The organism is Sporosarcina aquimarina (assembly GCF_019748715.1).
Taxonomy (GTDB): domain Bacteria; phylum Bacillota; class Bacilli; order Bacillales_A; family Planococcaceae; genus Sporosarcina; species Sporosarcina newyorkensis.
In genome coordinates, this window is the sequence record NZ_JACLBZ010000017.1 from 1 (window position 1) to 15395 (window position 15395).

The window sequence follows — 15395 nt, forward strand, 5'->3', positions numbered from 1 at the left end:
GCTCTAGGCCCTGCGAATAAACACCGGTTGCCCCGAATACGATTTCTGGTAGTTGACCGTCTAGTTTCCTAACCGCACACTAAGTAACCCGAACCTTTTGTATTTTTTGCGATCGTTCGTCTTTCATTATGAACAAATTAGTTTTGTCCCAGCCCCTTTTTTATTGGTAAAAATATCAGGGGGTAAGTGGCTGGTATGGTATAATTATGGAAAGGTTCGACTTTTGAATTAACTTCTGTCTTTCCTTAGGACTAAAGCAGAGGAGGATGAAAATGGAGGATATAAATTGGTTGAAACAAGCTATCTCTAAATTAGATGAGCAAGAAGCAAAGGCGCTATTGCATGTGTTGCTAGTGCGTTCTGAACAGCATGAAGAAAATGAACTGAGCGAAATACTGCAGTCGGTGAAAGAATCATTGCGTCGTCTTTCAAAAAATGATGGGAAAATAGAAGGTCTGGAGACTGTACATATTGTGTTCGGAGATTCTACGGGAGGGAGTTTAAAAGCTTCATTTCGTGAAACTTCATACGAATTAACAGAGGAGATTATCGTATTATCCGACAACTTTTCGGTCGGTCCTATAGAATCCCTTCATACAAGAAAAGGGCTTGAATCTCGTTTTCAATGGTTTAAGGAGAATTATCATCCGTTCTTCGATGATTTTAAACAGTATAAAGCAGGTATGGTAAAAGCGGTTGAGAAAATAAAAGCAATAACACCTGATCAACAGGTCGTTATTTGGACCGGTGAGAACGCTGCAGAGCAAACAGGGTTACGCATCGTACTTTATTTATTGGACAAGAAACCAAATAAAGTCCTAGAGCTCAATACATTTAAAGCTTTCCATGAAAACTTTATGTATTCGCAACTTGAAGAGGAGTTGTTTCCTCGTACATCTGGCGAACTGACTCCCGAGCGACTTCTGCTATTCTATGAACAATTTGAACTTAGACCAATGCGTTTAGCGAAACGGCATGCGCTTTGTGACGAAGGGAAGAACTTATTGCGAATGGAAAGTCTTTTGAGAACATGGGAGCATGGGGAACTGTGGCATTCAAATGTCGATCGAGACGATGATATCATTATTCGTTGTGCAAAGTACCTGCATAAAGAACAAAGTACATATAATTTTATGAAATCAGCTCGCTTGATTGGCGAAGTGATCGGTCATATGCAGCAATATACGGGAGATGAGTGGATAGAATTTCGACTCCGAGCGTTGATTTCCAAAGAAGTTTTTGTATACAGAGGGGATCTTCAGGCAATGCGGCTATATGAAGTAAAATTAAATGAAGAGTTCCTGCGTTGAGTTTCATAAAGTACTGAATTTTTTTAATACGAAATAATTAGGAGGAAATATCATGACAAAACATAAGATTTATACAATGAGTGTTGCAAAGGTCTATCCCCATTATATTGTGAAAGCGGAGAAAAAAAGGCGTACCAAATCAGAAGTCGATGAAATCATTCGTTGGTTGACAGGATACAGTCAAGAAGAGTTTGAAGTACAACTGGAAAACCAGACAGACTTTGAGACCTTCTTCGCGGAAGCTCCTCAATTGAATCCTGCAAGGGCTTTGATCAAAGGAGTAATCTGTGGTATTCGAGTGGAAGAAATTGAAGAACCGATAATGCAGGAAATCCGCTATTTGGATAAGTTAATCGATGAGTTGGCAAAGGGAAAAACGATGGAGAAGATTTTGCGGAAAGGATAATTAAAAGCTAGGGATAGTGATTTTTAATTGAGCTTTCTTTTGTTAGGAATACAGGATCTGTAAAGAAGTAACGTCATATTTTATGAAAATTATTAAAATCGAAAATGACTGAGGTGAAAATTATGGTGTTTAAAAAAGTTTCACTCCATATGATATGGCCAACCTTATTTTTTATCGTACTTGTTTCCAACTTTGCATTATACCGTTCTTCTTTGGGAATCAGCATATTGCCGGCTAATACCAATCCTGTGGTTCTGGGTTCACTAATTGACCTAACCATTGTAGCCCCGATTTTATTTTTAGCTTGGCAACGAAAATTAAGTTGGAAGTCTCTTCTTACCTTGATGGCAGGAGGACTGATCGTCGCACGATTTATGATTCCGATGCAATATCTAGCTCCCTTTAAGACGCTTACACTAGTAGGTTTTGTTATGGAGGGTGCGATCGTTTTACTCGAGGTATTATTGTTGTTCACTCTCTTTAACTATTTACCTGAAATCATCCGCATTGTAAAGAAGAATCCAATTCCGCTTTTATTCTCTTTTTCAAATGCGGTAGAGCAAAAAGTAAGAAAACATCCGATTATACAAGTTATATGTTCCGAAATGCTTATGTTCTATTATGCTTTTAGTCTTTGGAAAAAAGAACCTAAGTATAAAGAAAATACGTTTACTCTCTATAAAAATTCAAGTTTAATAGCATTTCAAGTGATGATGATCCACGCCATCGTGGTGGAAACACTGGGTGTTCATTGGTGGTTGCATGATAAATCTTTGGTTTTATCGCTAATATTGTTAGTTTTAAATATATATTCTGTTGTTTTATTTTTAGGCGATATTCAGGCAATGCGCTTTAATCCCCTGCAAATTGAAAATGATCGTATGTATGTTTCATTGGGATTAATGAAACGTATGGAAATAAGGTGGGAGGATATCGAAGAGGTAATAGAAGATCGTTCTATATTGGAAAAAAAGCTGTCAAAGAACACTATTGATTTTGTGGCCCGCGATTTTGAGAAGACTTATCCAGATGTCATAATAAAATTAAAGCATCCAGGAGAAGCAACTTTGCTAATGGGCATAAAGAAAAAATATGAGCAAGTTGCTATACGAGTGGATGACTCAGTCAAATTTAAAGAAGTATTAAGAACAAAATTATAAGCCAAAAGCATTAATACTGATCTGCCGGCGTTTCCGAGATAATATATTTAACTGAACTTAAAACTATGAACTGTAGATGCGGTAGTAAATCTCCCACAAATGGTCGTGCTTGTTGGACAAAATTATACCTGAAGCGGATCGGAGTACAATGTTAATCTAATCAAGAAAGGATTGATTAACGATGAGTGTTCACCTTTTTAATTTCTTGTTTTATATTTTCCCGACAATCATTTTTGTCATTGCTTTAATTGGGATTGGATGGAGTGTGAGGAAAAGTAAGAGATATTTGATCGGTTATATTCTACTCTTGCTAGGTGCGGGAACCCATTACTATGGGTTACTAATCGTGCGGGCATGGGATGGGATGGCAATATCCCTGTTTTTGGGGGGTGGCTCTATTTTACTTGGTTTGTTAGTTCTTTTTATAACTTTAATTTATACGAAACTGGCAGCTAAACTAGTTTAAAATAAAATCCTCGTTCAACAGTAGTATCTGTGGCAGATCATTGGTCAAATATTTGTGGGTAGTTTCATCCTTTTATTATGTAGTGCAAAATTTATTAGGAAAGGAAACTGCGTAATGAATCTAATCATCGTGTTGTTCAGCTCCATACCTAGCTTGTAAGTAGCTCTATAATCCTTTGAGGCACCTTGCAAGCTTGGGTTGATCAAAGGAGCTGAATATATGTGAAAGACCGGTCAAGAGCGTATACTCGCCACCAACGCGAGCGAATTATTAAAAAGAAAGTATCGATTTTACGGGATATTCTTGGATACGAAGAACGGCATTTGCCCATTCGGGGGACCTTAAGCAAAGGAAAAGTACACTGTTCATGCAAGCTTTGTCGATATGAGCAAGTTCATGGTATACCTAAAGCCAAACATCGGGTGATATGGGAGGCGATGGAGAAGGAAATGGACATCTAGTCAATAAAGAACTGCCCGAAAAGTCAGGTAGAACCGACCGTTCGGATAGTTCTTTTTATTATTATCTTAACTTTCAACTCTATGCTGTTCATATCGATGCTGTGCCGTCGCGCGCGTCAGTTCATCTAGCAATTGCGGGTCAATTACTGTCTCATAGGCATTCAGTGTTTGCTGTAGTTGCTCAGGAGTTCGAGCGCCAATTAATGCAGAGGCTACAGCTGACTGCTTCAATGCAAAAGCAATAGCGGCTGCATGCAGATCCGTTGTTTTTTCAGAAAGCGCCTGCACAGTCTTCTGAAGATCCGTTTCTGAATAGGACGCGAAACCATTCATCTTTTCAGCTCGTGCATTGCCTTCATCTGTCAACAAGCCTTTCGCAATTGTACCTCGTGTAATTACGGATGCACCGTGCTGTTCAATCATCGGGAAATATTCTTCAGGTCTACGGTCCAGTAGGCTGTATTGCATCATGACAGAGACTGCACTGCCCTGTGCCAGAAACCGCTTAATGACAGTAGGGCGTATGGAAGAAATGCCGTATTCCCGAATGATCCCTTCTTTTTTCAACACCTTGAACGCTTCAATCGTTTCTTCCACGTTGTCTTCCATCGTGCCTCCATGTAGTTGGTACAAATCAATATAATCGAGTTGTAAACGCTGTAGGCTTTGCTTTACTGCTTTCATGATATGTTGTTTTGATGGATCCCACTTCCAGCCTTCCTCGCCTGCTGTCCATTTATTACCCGCTTTCGTCGCAATAATCAGATCTTTTCGTCTTTCTTTTAAAATAGTTCCTACAAGTTCTTCATTTGTTCCTTTATCATACAGATCTGCCGTATCGAAATAGTTGATGCCATTATCAATGGCAGCATCGAGTACCGATTGAGCCGCTTTCAGGTCAGTAGGTAATGACATACAGCCGAGTCCCAGTTCGGAAACTTGTAAATCACTGGAACCTATTTTTCGCTTCTTCATTTGCATCCCTCCTATACCTTTCATGGTACAATGAATTCGAGATAGAAAACCAATGGAAAGGGTTGAAAGTTTTGAAGTTTGAAGAACGCACCCTATCGACAGAAAAGATCTTTACAGGTAAAGTGATTTCAATGCAAGTGGATGAGGTCGAACTGCCTGACGGAAAAATTGCGAAAAGAGAACTGGTGAAACATCCGGGCGCTGTCGCGATCATCGCAATTACCGCAGAACGTAAACTGGTCTTAGTGGAACAGTTCAGAAAAGCGCTGGAACGAACGATGCTTGAAATCCCGGCAGGAAAAATCGAGCCAGGAGAAAAACCGGAACTGACAGCGATCAGGGAACTGGAAGAAGAAACTGGCTACCGTGCGAATTCATTTAAATATCTCCAAACCTTTTCCACCTCACCGGGCTTCGCGGATGAAATTATTCATTTATACATAGCGGAAGATTTGGAAAAAGTCGATCAACCTGCTGCAGGTGACGAAGATGAATTTATCGATGTACTGGAAGTGACAGTGGAAGAAGCAGAAGAATTGATCGCGAACGAACGAATCTATGATGCTAAAACGGTTGTCGGGGTTTGGTATGTAAAAAGTCTTCAATTTGATTAAAATTGAGCTAATTTAGGACGGACAAGCATATGTTGTAAAAACGATGCGGAGGTGTCCTAATTATGGCTCGATCATTGTCTTTTATTTATTTATTCGTTATACTCGCAATCAGTTATATTGGAGGGGCGTTGTTATTCAGGGAGTGGCCGATCAATGCATTGGAAACAATCGTCGGATTATATGATCAGCGAGTAGTGAAAGGGTCAGAAGCGTCCATCTGGTCTCCTTTAATCGTGACGTTTACTTTCATTACGTTGATCATCATTCTGTCTAAATATAAGAGAGTCCGTTTTATCCTTCCGTTGATCGGGGCAACGAAGTGCGTACTCTTTGGCCTTTCCTCTACATATTTACTGTCGACTGGCATGAAGCTTGTAATGTATGCCGTTTGGTGGTTCCCGTTTCAATTGGTCGGTTGCTTTCTTTACCTTATCTTATGCACCGTATTGAACCCGCCATTCTTTGTTGCACCGGCACTCAAGAAAGATCGTCCGCTTTCTGCTATTCCGTTGCTGATCGGATTGCTTTTAATCATCCAGCTATTGGAACTATTGATCTTTTATTTTATAAAATAAGCTCTATTAATAACCAGATAGAACTGATCATTTCCTTTCTATTGTCAACTTGAAAGACAGTTTGGTATAATGGAGACAATTTGAGGGGGGCGTCGTATGGAAAGCCGAATCGAACGGATCAAGAAGCAATTGCACGGGGCCAGCTATAAGTTGACGCCTCAGCGTGAAGCGACTGTAGCCGTTCTTCTTGAGAATAAAGAAGACCATTTAAGTGCGGAGGATGTATTCCTCTTAGTAAAAGAGAAAGCTCCAGACATTGGGCTTGCTACTGTTTACCGCACGTTGGAATTACTGACTGAATTAAAAGTTGTCGATAAAATTAATTTTGGCGATGGCGTTGCACGCTATGATTTGCGGGAAGAAGGCGCAGCGCGTTTCCATCACCATTTGATTTGCCTGGAATGTGGCGTCGTTGATGAAATTCAAGAAGACTTACTTGGTGAAGTGGAAAAAGTAGTGGAGAGCCGTTATGGATTTACGGTGAAAGACCACTGGCTGACCTTCCACGGAATTTGCAAACGTTGTAAAGATACAGAAAAGAAGAAAGAGGACGATGGGATGGCATAAGTGCTATCCTTTTTTACTTTTTCATTGGAAAGGGGTCACCTTTTATGAAAGAAGCACGGTTTGCGCTGGAAGACTATGTACACTTTTTGACAGTGGAGCGTCAGCTAGCACAGAATACAGTGAAATCCTATCAGCGAGATCTGACTTCCTACATACGCTATCTAGAAAGTTTACAGTTGGAAACGCTTAATTCGATTGAACGTTCCACTGTTTTACAGCATATAAAAAAGCTAAAGGAAAGCGGCAAGTCTTCTCGCACACTTTCACGACATATTTCTTCAATCCGTTCGTTCCATCAATTTTTAGTGAGAGAACAACTCACGACACATGACTGTACCATCCATTTGGAACTTCCGAAAATTGAACAGAAGTTGCCGGATGTCTTGTCCATCCCAGAAATAGAGCAGCTGATGGATGTAGTGGATTGTACTGCACCCCAAGGATTACGAGATTTAGCACTTCTGGAGTTGTTATACGGGACCGGAATGAGGGTAAGTGAATTGATAGCGATTGATTTGGCTGATCTTCATTTGACAATGGGATTTGTCAGGGTCTTTGGTAAGGGAAGCAAAGAACGGATTGTGCCATTGGGACGTTCTGCAATTGATGCTTGTGGCAGTTATTTGAATGACGCGCGCCCGAAGTTTATTGGAGCCGGGCAGGACCCGGATGCTTTATTTGTCAATATGCATGGAAAGCGATTGACAAGACAAGGCTGTTGGAAGATTCTCAAGGATGCGGGGCAGAAAGCGAATATTCAAAAGGTGATTTCTCCGCATTTGTTGCGCCATTCATTCGCCACTCATTTAATCGAAAATGGAGCAGATTTGAGGGCAGTCCAGGAAATGCTTGGTCATGCTGATATTTCTACGACACAGCTTTATACGCATGTCAGCAAAAAGCGTTTGAAGGATGTATACAGCATGTATCATCCAAGAGCGTAATCCACTATATTGGAGGTTTTTTTATGAAAAAATTACGTTATAACCGAGTTCATTTAATCGTACTAGATTCAGTAGGCATTGGGGAAGCACCCGATGCCGAGGCTTTCGGGGATGTTGGAGCCAATACTCTTGGACATATCGGGGAAGAAATGGATGGTTTAAAGATGCCGAATCTGGAGCGGCTGGGACTAGCCAATATTGCGCCTGTCAAAGGATTGGTACCTCAAAAAGATGCATTGGGATATTATACAAAGATGGAAGAGGCATCAGTCGGTAAAGATACGATGACAGGGCATTGGGAAATCATGGGCTTACGCATAGATAAGCCGTTCAAAGTGTATCCGAATGGTTTTCCGCCAGAATTGATCGAGGAGCTGGAATTGAAAACGGGCCGTAAAGTGATCGGTAACAAGCCGGCAAGCGGAACGGAAATCATTGAAGAACTCGGTCAAGAACATATGGAAACGGGTGCAATCATTGTTTACACTTCTGCGGATCCTGTTCTTCAAATTGCTGCCCACGAGGAAATCATTCCAATCGAAGAACAATATCGTATTTGTGAAATTGCCAGAGAATTGACGTTGCGTCCGGAGTATCTGGTTGGACGTATTATTGCGCGTCCATTCGTTGGTGAACCGGGTAATTTTAAACGGACGACAAATCGTCATGATTACGCGCTGAAACCGTTCGGTAAAACAGTTATGAACGAGTTAAAAGATAAAGGATATGACGTTATCGCAATCGGTAAGATTGCAGATATTTATAATGGAGAAGGCGTGACAGAAGCCATTCGTACAAGCGGGAATATGGATGGAGTGGATAAACTGGTCGATGTGATGCAAAAAGAATTCGAAGGAATCAGCTTTATCAATCTAGTCGATTTCGATGCACTTTATGGCCATCGTCGTGATCCGATCGGTTACGGCAAGGCATTGGAGGAATTCGATGCGCGTATGCCGGAAATTATGGCAGCCCTTCAGCCGGACGATTTATTGATCATTACAGCAGATCACGGTAATGATCCAGTTCATGAAGGTACAGACCATACGAGAGAATATGTACCGTTGCTCGTCTATTCACCTGGCAATAAAGGGGCTGGGGAATTGCCGATACGTAAAACATTCTCTGACGTCGGCGCAACCATAGCTGAGAATTTCCAGGTAGACAAACCTGAATACGGAGAGAGCTTTTTATCTTTATTGAATAGGGAGGACTAATCGGCATGCTGCGCATAGTGGATATCATTGAGAAGAAACGAGACGGGGAAGTACTGACAAAAGAAGAAATCGAATTTTTTGTCACTGGCTATACAAATGGATCCATACCGGATTATCAGGCAAGTGCGTTTTTGATGGCTGTCTTTTTTCAGAAGATGACAACGGAAGAGCAAGGCCATTTAACAATGGCTATGGCAGAGTCAGGCGATCAGATAGATTTGTCAGCCATTGAGGGAGTGAAAGTGGATAAGCATTCCACTGGAGGCGTGGGGGATACGACTACGTTGATTTTAGCTCCGTTAGTCGCCGCTTGTGGTGTGCCGGTTGCCAAAATGAGTGGTCGAGGACTTGGCCACACAGGCGGTACGCTTGATAAGCTCGAAGCAATTGAAGGATTCCATGTGGAAATTTCGACGGAGCAGTTCATTCAGCAAGTGAATGAACTAAAAATCGCCGTGATCGGACAAAGCGGAAACTTGACACCTGCCGATAAGAAGTTATACGCGCTGAGAGACGTCACGGCGACAGTGGACAGTATCCCGCTTATCGCAAGCTCCATTATGAGTAAGAAACTTGCGGCGGGTGCAGATGCGATTGTCTTGGATGTCAAGACGGGCGCCGGCGCGTTCATGAAGACATTGGAAGACTCTCGTCAGTTAGCGGACGCGATGGTGGCAATCGGCAATGAAGTAGGACGTAACACGAGTGCCGTCATCTCGGATATGAGTCAACCGTTAGGGCTCGCTATAGGTAACGCGTTAGAAGTAAAAGAAGCGATTGAGACACTGCAAGGTAAAGGACCAGCCGATTTGACGGAACTTTGCTTAGTTCTTGGCAGTAAAATGTTGCTGGCTGCCGGCAAAGCAGCATCCGATGTAGATGCACGGGCTCAGTTGCAAAGCGTCATTAAAAATGGTGAAGCGTTACGCCTATTCGGCGAATTAATCAAAGCACAAGGCGGTAACGCGGAAGTTATAGCAAATCCTGATCTCCTTCCGCACGCACAGTATCAAATCGAAGTACCTGCTAAACAAAGCGGCTATGTAAGCGAGATCGATGCAGACGAGGTAGGAGTAGCAGCAATGCTGTTAGGAGCCGGTCGCGCCACAAAAGAAGATGTCATCGATTTGTCAGTTGGAATTGTCTTATGCAGAAAAATCGGAGACTACGTCAAAGAAGGCGAACCACTCGCCATTCTTCATTCGAATAAGCAGCAAGTGGACGATTCTATCAAGCTGCTGCAGGACCATATATACATCTCCGCCGAAAAAGCAGAAGCACCATCCTTAATTCATTCTTTATAAATAATAAAGCCATATGTCCAGGTGATTCCGCGAAGAAGGAATCTGCCGGGACATATGGCTTTTTTTGTTGTTTATGTGTAAAACAGTTTTTCAATGTACATACTCTTATTTAGCTTGAGATAGTTTAACCAATTGTAAAGCTAAGTGAACTCCAGTGTACTCTTGGCGGGAGGCAATCCCTCAGCGGCGCAGCGGTATCAATGTGCATCCCAGTGTCCCTTATCTTGGACACATTAAAAGTCGAGCGACGAGACAACAAAAGAGTAATGTCGTTGAATACACTTCGGCGCTAGCGGATGGCTCCCGCGATAAGCCAGTCAGGAAGACCGCCTGTCTGTCTCATCACTCCGCCTACCGCTTGTAAGGCGCCTACGTTCAGTAAGAGGAAGAGATAAGGTAACTTCTCCTTGCAAACTGAATTCAGACTACTAAGCAGACACTGAAGCATTGAAAATTTTAAACGCTACGCACCTTATTTTCACCATACCAGCGCAGCCGCAACTGCGGGGTCAGCCGTAGCCATGAGACAGCTAGCATGCTTTTGCTAGTTGGCTCTTGGCGGGAGGCAATCCCCCAGCCGCGCAGCGGTGTCAATGTGCATCCCAGTGTCCCTTATCTCGGACACATTAAAAAGTCGAGGGACGAGACAACAAAAGAGTAACGTTGTTGAACTTACTTCGGCACAAGCGGTAGGCGCCAACGTTCAGTAAAAAGAAAAAGCAGACGCATGATTTTTGCCGTACCAGCGGCGCCGAGACTACTTTTCAATGTCGTAAGTTAAGAAGTTTTAACGTCTCATGACTAGTTTTGTCAAAAGTAAAGGATTCGGGTTCTAAATGTGGAATGATAGCTTCATGAAGGAGGCGTTTGAACACATGGCAACTATTACCCAACTGGAAAATGGCATTGTTTTGATCACGCTGGCAGGTGAACTCGACAACCATGAAGCCAATCAAATTAGAACTGAAGTATCAACCGCAATATTCACAGGAAAAACACGCGCAATCATTTGGGACCTATACAAGCTAGGCTTTATGGACAGCGCAGGCATTGGCCTCATACTTGGCAGAATGCGTGATCTTGCACCCGTCAACGGAGAAACCTTGATACTTAATCCGTCACCAACAATGGAGAAAATCTTTCAATTTTCAGGCCTGAGCGCTGTGATTAGAAAATGTACAGTCGAAGAAGCAATCGACGAAATCGGAGGGGTTGTACATGAAAAATGAGTTGACCTTATCGTTTCTGGCGATCGAAGAAAATGAAGCACTTGCACGCATGGCGATGACTTGCTTCATCACACCGTTAGATCCGACTTTAGAAGAAATTTCCGAATTTAAGACCATCGTATCTGAAGCTGTCACGAATGCGATTATTCATGGCTATGAATGCGATGGAAAAAGTTTGGTAACCATTCATGCGACGATTGAAGACCGCCTCATCAAAATGACTGTAAAGGATGAAGGAATGGGGATTTTTGACGTAGAGCAGGCGATGGAGCCGATGTTTACGACAAAGCCGCAAATGGAGCGTTCAGGCATGGGCTTTACTATTATGGAAAGTTTCGCTGATTGTATCCGTGTAGATTCTACCCTCGGAGCCGGGACTATCGTGACATTCGAAAAGAACTTTTCGCCGGTCACAGAAGTAAGTAGAATGAGGTGACATATGGAAGCATCTGTTGAGAAGCAACACGCTCTACTGTCCCAAGAGAAGATGAGAGAACTCATCAAAGAATCACAAACGGGTGACAAAGAAGCTAGAAGAATGATGGTAGAAGGCAACACGAGACTTGTGTGGTCTATCGTTCAGCGATTCGCTTCGCGTGGTGCGGATTTAGAAGATTTGTTTCAAATTGGCTGTATTGGCTTGATGAAATCAATAGATAAATTCGATCTTTCGTATGAGGTGAAGTTTTCAACGTATGCAGTTCCGATGATCGTAGGAGAAATTCAACGCTATTTGCGTGATGACGGTATGGTGAAAGTAGGCCGGACTATCCGTGAGCTGAGCTATAAGATTCGACATGCGACGGATGATTTCATTAAGAAAAATGGTCGCTCCCCTTCCATCTCGGAAGTAGCGGAATTACTCGAAGTAACGGTGGAAGATGTTATATTAGCGTCTGATGCGTTGCGTGACCCGGCTTCGTTACATGAGCAGTTATATGAAAGTGATGGAGATAGTCTGACCTTAATGGATCAGCTACGTGACGACCGTTCAGAGCGGGTTTTCGATCATATTCCATTGCGAGACATCATTACTCGTTTGAATAAACGGGACCAAACAATTATTTATATGCGTTACTACTTAGATTACACCCAAAGTGACATCGCTGAACGGATCGGTATCTCACAAGTACAAGTTTCCAGATTGGAAAAGAAAATCTTGGCCCAGATGAAAACTTGGATGGGAGCGAATGCCGAAGAGGCACTCGAGAAGGTGAGGAGAAAATAATTTGACCAAGAATCTATTTAAGTCTATAAGAGAAGGGGAAAGGTGGTTCATCAACCAGTTTGGCGAAGACGAAACATATGACGCTACACGTCGGTTGATTCACCTGTGGGATAAAGAGATACTTCTTCTGTATATGAATGGACTAGTAGATGGCGAGGTCTTAACTACCTTACTGACAGAAATGCAATACCGCAATGAATTATTTAAAGATGCTTCTTCCGACGAAGGAACAGATCGTGCGATGATCGATTATTTTCCATATCATGCGCTTGAGGTAGTCGAGGATGAAGATACGCTGGCAAAGGTTATATTAAGCGGATTAGCCGTTTTCGTCATGAGTGATGGATTCACATTCACTTTAGATGTTCGAAATTATCCAGGAAGACAACCAGAAGAGCCGGACACCGAAAAAGTTATTCGCGGTTCAAGGGACGGTTTCACGGAAAATATTTTGACCAACACGTCGTTAATTCGCAGAAGATTGCGTGCTACAGAGCTTCGTTTTGAAATGCATGAAACATCTGTAAAAGGAAAAACGGATATTGCCATTGCTTTTTTGAAGGGCGCAGCGAATGAAGAGCATTTGGATTTCGTGCGAAAACGGCTGGATGATCTAAAAACTGATGGCCTCACGATGACGGACAAATCATTGGAAGAATTCTTATTCAAACAAGGATTCCATCCAATGCCGTTCGTTCGTTATACCGAGCGGGCAGATATTTGCGCGGCTCATTTACTGGAAGGTCATATCGCGATTATTGTAGATACATCACCTTCCGTCATTCTGGTGCCTGTCACACTTGTTCATCATCTGCAGCACGCAGAAGAGTACAGGCAAGCACCCTTGATCGGAACATTTATTCGTGGAGTGCGTTTTATCGGCACATTTTTCAGCTTAGTGATGCTGCCGTTTTGGTATTTACTCTCTACCAAAAGTGAATTCGTTCCGGAAGCCATTAAATATATAGGACCGAATGAATGGGGTGAAGTGCCGTTATTTGTGCAGCTGATCTTGGCGGATGTAGGGATAGAGATTTTACGGATGGCGGCCATCCATACACCGACCCCGCTATCTACTGCGATGGGGTTGGTGGCTGCTATTGTCATCGGACAAGTTGCAATAGACGTGGGACTTTTTTCTTCTGAGGTCGTATTGTATGTCGCTGTCAGTGCAATTTTGACATTCGCGATTCCTTCTTTTGAATTAAGTATAACGACGAAAGTTTTTCGGGTTTTCTTGTTAGTTTCCGTAGCTTTGCTTGGAGCACCTGGGTTTTTCCTTGCGTTTGCTTTTATTTATTACTATTTATGTTCTTTGAAACCGATGAATGTGCCGTATTTGTGGCCGTTCACCCCATTCTTCCCGAAAGCCTTGCTTCGTGTATTGATTCGATTCCCGATGACAATCGATGATCCGCGGCCGTTTGTTACAAAATCCCCTAATCGTGACAGGATGTCTTGAATGCTTAGGACCTGTTTGGATCGAACATTGCCTCTTTCCGTATTCTTATGATAAAGTTTATCTAAGAGAATTCGGGAGGGGTATGTAAGATGCATCTTTATGGGACACAAACGGTGGATGAAAAAGGCCATTTAACAATCGGAGGAGTGGAAGTCACCGAGATTGTTTCACAATACGGAACGCCTGTCATGGTATATGACACGGAGTTGTTCAAGGAACGCGCGTCAGGTTTCAAAGAGACATTTGAGAAAAAAGGCATGAAGGCGCAAGTGGCGTATGCGAGTAAAGCTTTTTCTTCCATTGCGATCTATCAATTGGCAGAGCAGCAAGGGCTGTCTCTTGACGTCGTATCGGGTGGAGAATTATATACTGCTGTTGCAGCAGGCTTTCCTCGCGAGCGCATCCACTTCCATGGAAACAATAAAAGCAGAGAAGAGATTACTTATGCATTTGAAGAACAAATCGGCTGTATCGTAATCGATAATTTTTTGGAAATCGACATCATTAAGGAAATCGCTTCTGAGCGCAAGCAGAAAATGAATGTCTTGATTCGCGTTACACCAGGAGTAGAAGCTCATACCCATGATTATATTACGACTGGACAAGAGGATTCGAAGTTTGGTTTTGATTTGAAAAATGGACAAACTGATCAAGCCTTTAACGCGTTGCTCGATCATGAATTCGTTAATTTTCTAGGGATGCATTGCCATATCGGATCACAAATATTCGAAACGGATGCATTTAAATTTGCGGCAGAAGTATTGATGGAGAAAATGATGGAGTGGCGAACAGTTCATCAGTTTATTTGTCCGGTATTGAATTTAGGCGGCGGATTCGGCATTCGTTATACTGAGGAAGACCATCCACTTGAGCCGGCAGTGTATGTGGAAGAAATGGCTGAAGTTGTGAAGTCGATGGCAGGGGAATACGAATATCCGGTTCCTGAAATTTGGATTGAACCTGGCCGGTCTCTTGTCGGCGATGCCGGCACGACGATTTATTCTGCTGGCAGCACGAAAGAAGTGCCTGGTATCCGGACATATGTAGCAGTTGATGGCGGGATGTCTGACAATATTCGCCCGGCATTGTATGATGCGCACTATTCAAGTGCCATCGCCAACCGGATGAATGAGCCGCACGATCAACAGTGGACTGTCGCTGGGAAATGCTGCGAGTCAGGGGACAAATTGATTGAAGAAGCCTTTTTGCCTAGAGTGGAGACTGGTGATCTGCTAGCTGTTTTTTGTACGGGTGCGTATACGTATTCCATGGCCAGCAACTACAATCGTTTGCCTAGGCCAGCTGTTGTATTCGCGGAAAAGGGTCAGCACCAACTAGTGGTGAGACGGGAAACCTATGAAGACATTATTAAATTGGATCTTCCGCTACATCAGCAAGCGAAGGAGATTTCTCAATGAGGAAGAAGAATCTGATCCTTTTCCTAGCGATTCTCGTCATTGGTTTAATTTGGGGAGCT

General features: G+C 42.7%; 17 protein-coding genes. 16 read left to right on the forward strand and 1 reads right to left on the reverse strand.

All coding sequences use genetic code 11. From position 1 onward, the window contains the following. Nucleotides 1-272: 272 nt before the first annotated feature. The 5 genes from H7J92_RS09570 to H7J92_RS09590 all read left to right on the forward strand — a co-directional run bounded on the left by H7J92_RS09570 (nt 273) and on the right by H7J92_RS09590 (nt 3803). Nucleotides 273-1310: a DUF1835 domain-containing protein gene (locus H7J92_RS09570; RefSeq protein ID WP_245799408.1), complete on the forward strand. Its 1038-nt coding sequence runs from the start codon at nt 273-275 to the stop codon at nt 1308-1310. A gap of 52 nt (nt 1311-1362) precedes the next feature. After that, the gene (locus H7J92_RS09575) at nt 1363-1716 is read left to right on the forward strand and encodes a DUF2200 domain-containing protein (RefSeq protein ID WP_009497198.1); all 354 of its coding nucleotides are present in this window, start codon (nt 1363-1365) and stop codon (nt 1714-1716) included. Nucleotides 1717-1838: 122 nt separating this feature from the next. Next, nucleotides 1839-2876 carry a hypothetical protein gene (locus tag H7J92_RS09580; protein WP_040758193.1) on the forward strand — a complete coding sequence of 346 codons (1038 nt, stop codon included), beginning with the start codon at nt 1839-1841 and terminating at the stop codon, nt 2874-2876. Between the two features lie 181 nt (nt 2877-3057). After that, a complete protein-coding gene (locus H7J92_RS09585) occupies nt 3058-3342 on the forward strand; it encodes a hypothetical protein (protein WP_009497196.1) in 285 nt (94 codons plus the stop codon). Between the two features lie 221 nt (nt 3343-3563). Beyond that, a complete protein-coding gene (locus tag H7J92_RS09590; RefSeq protein ID WP_078816430.1) occupies nt 3564-3803 on the forward strand; it encodes a hypothetical protein in 240 nt (79 codons plus the stop codon). A 66-nt stretch (nt 3804-3869) separates the two neighbouring features. Here the strand turns inward: H7J92_RS09590 and H7J92_RS09595 are convergent, their stop codons facing one another. Continuing rightward, entirely contained in the window at nt 3870-4778 is a 909-nt protein-coding gene (locus H7J92_RS09595; protein WP_246602772.1) for an aldo/keto reductase, read from the reverse strand. A 62-nt stretch (nt 4779-4840) separates the two neighbouring features. Between H7J92_RS09595 and H7J92_RS09600 the strand changes: the two genes are divergently transcribed. The 11 genes from H7J92_RS09600 to lysA all read left to right on the forward strand — a co-directional run bounded on the left by H7J92_RS09600 (nt 4841) and on the right by lysA (nt 15336). Beyond that, nucleotides 4841-5392 (forward strand): NUDIX hydrolase, encoded by a 552-nt coding sequence (locus H7J92_RS09600; RefSeq protein WP_009497193.1) that lies wholly within the window; start codon nt 4841-4843, stop codon nt 5390-5392. Nucleotides 5393-5454: 62 nt separating this feature from the next. Continuing rightward, nucleotides 5455-5967: a hypothetical protein gene (locus H7J92_RS09605; protein WP_221836749.1), complete on the forward strand. Its 513-nt coding sequence runs from the start codon at nt 5455-5457 to the stop codon at nt 5965-5967. A 96-nt stretch (nt 5968-6063) separates the two neighbouring features. Next, entirely contained in the window at nt 6064-6534 is a 471-nt protein-coding gene (gene fur, locus H7J92_RS09610) for a ferric iron uptake transcriptional regulator (RefSeq protein WP_009497191.1), read from the forward strand. A 44-nt stretch (nt 6535-6578) separates the two neighbouring features. After that, nucleotides 6579-7478 carry a site-specific tyrosine recombinase XerD gene (gene xerD / locus H7J92_RS09615; RefSeq protein WP_221836751.1) on the forward strand — a complete coding sequence of 300 codons (900 nt, stop codon included), beginning with the start codon at nt 6579-6581 and terminating at the stop codon, nt 7476-7478. A gap of 23 nt (nt 7479-7501) precedes the next feature. Next, nucleotides 7502-8695: a phosphopentomutase gene (gene deoB, locus H7J92_RS09620; protein WP_078816435.1), complete on the forward strand. Its 1194-nt coding sequence runs from the start codon at nt 7502-7504 to the stop codon at nt 8693-8695. Nucleotides 8696-8703: 8 nt separating this feature from the next. Then, complete coding sequence (locus H7J92_RS09625) at nt 8704-9999, forward strand: pyrimidine-nucleoside phosphorylase (RefSeq protein WP_078816990.1); 1296 nt, start codon at nt 8704-8706, stop codon at nt 9997-9999. Nucleotides 10000-10874: 875 nt separating this feature from the next. Continuing rightward, entirely contained in the window at nt 10875-11228 is a 354-nt protein-coding gene (locus H7J92_RS09630; protein WP_040758189.1) for an STAS domain-containing protein, read from the forward strand. Further along, on the forward strand, nt 11218-11664 hold the full coding sequence (gene spoIIAB / locus H7J92_RS09635) for an anti-sigma F factor (RefSeq protein WP_009497185.1): 447 nt from the start codon (nt 11218-11220) through the stop codon (nt 11662-11664). The genes H7J92_RS09630 and spoIIAB overlap by 11 nt, the downstream gene beginning before the upstream one ends. Nucleotides 11665-11667: 3 nt before the next feature. Next, complete coding sequence (locus H7J92_RS09640; protein WP_009497184.1) at nt 11668-12456, forward strand: SigF/SigG family RNA polymerase sporulation sigma factor; 789 nt, start codon at nt 11668-11670, stop codon at nt 12454-12456. A 1-nt stretch (nt 12457) separates the two neighbouring features. Then, nucleotides 12458-13918, forward strand: a complete 1461-nt coding sequence (locus H7J92_RS09645) for a spore germination protein (RefSeq protein WP_221836753.1) — start codon at nt 12458-12460, stop codon at nt 13916-13918. 89 nt (nt 13919-14007) lie between these two features. Next, a complete protein-coding gene (gene lysA / locus H7J92_RS09650; RefSeq protein WP_009497182.1) occupies nt 14008-15336 on the forward strand; it encodes a diaminopimelate decarboxylase in 1329 nt (442 codons plus the stop codon). The last annotated feature ends 59 nt before the right edge of the window (nt 15337-15395 follow it).

Coding starts and splice junctions, on each gene's coding strand:
- H7J92_RS09585 (WP_009497196.1), top strand. CDS start 3,058: ATGAGTGTTCACCTTTTTAATTTCTTGTTTTATATTTTCCCGACAATC.
- fur (WP_009497191.1), top strand. CDS start 6,064: ATGGAAAGCCGAATCGAACGGATCAAGAAGCAATTGCACGGGGCCAGC.
- spoIIAB (WP_009497185.1), top strand. CDS start 11,218: ATGAAAAATGAGTTGACCTTATCGTTTCTGGCGATCGAAGAAAATGAA.
- deoB (WP_078816435.1), top strand. CDS start 7,502: ATGAAAAAATTACGTTATAACCGAGTTCATTTAATCGTACTAGATTCA.
- H7J92_RS09605 (WP_221836749.1), top strand. CDS start 5,455: ATGGCTCGATCATTGTCTTTTATTTATTTATTCGTTATACTCGCAATC.
- xerD (WP_221836751.1), top strand. CDS start 6,579: ATGAAAGAAGCACGGTTTGCGCTGGAAGACTATGTACACTTTTTGACA.
- H7J92_RS09575 (WP_009497198.1), top strand. CDS start 1,363: ATGACAAAACATAAGATTTATACAATGAGTGTTGCAAAGGTCTATCCC.
- H7J92_RS09570 (WP_245799408.1), top strand. CDS start 273: ATGGAGGATATAAATTGGTTGAAACAAGCTATCTCTAAATTAGATGAG.
- H7J92_RS09595 (WP_246602772.1), bottom strand. CDS start 4,778: ATGAAGAAGCGAAAAATAGGTTCCAGTGATTTACAAGTTTCCGAACTG.
- H7J92_RS09580 (WP_040758193.1), top strand. CDS start 1,839: ATGGTGTTTAAAAAAGTTTCACTCCATATGATATGGCCAACCTTATTT.
- lysA (WP_009497182.1), top strand. CDS start 14,008: ATGCATCTTTATGGGACACAAACGGTGGATGAAAAAGGCCATTTAACA.
- H7J92_RS09640 (WP_009497184.1), top strand. CDS start 11,668: ATGGAAGCATCTGTTGAGAAGCAACACGCTCTACTGTCCCAAGAGAAG.
- H7J92_RS09630 (WP_040758189.1), top strand. CDS start 10,875: ATGGCAACTATTACCCAACTGGAAAATGGCATTGTTTTGATCACGCTG.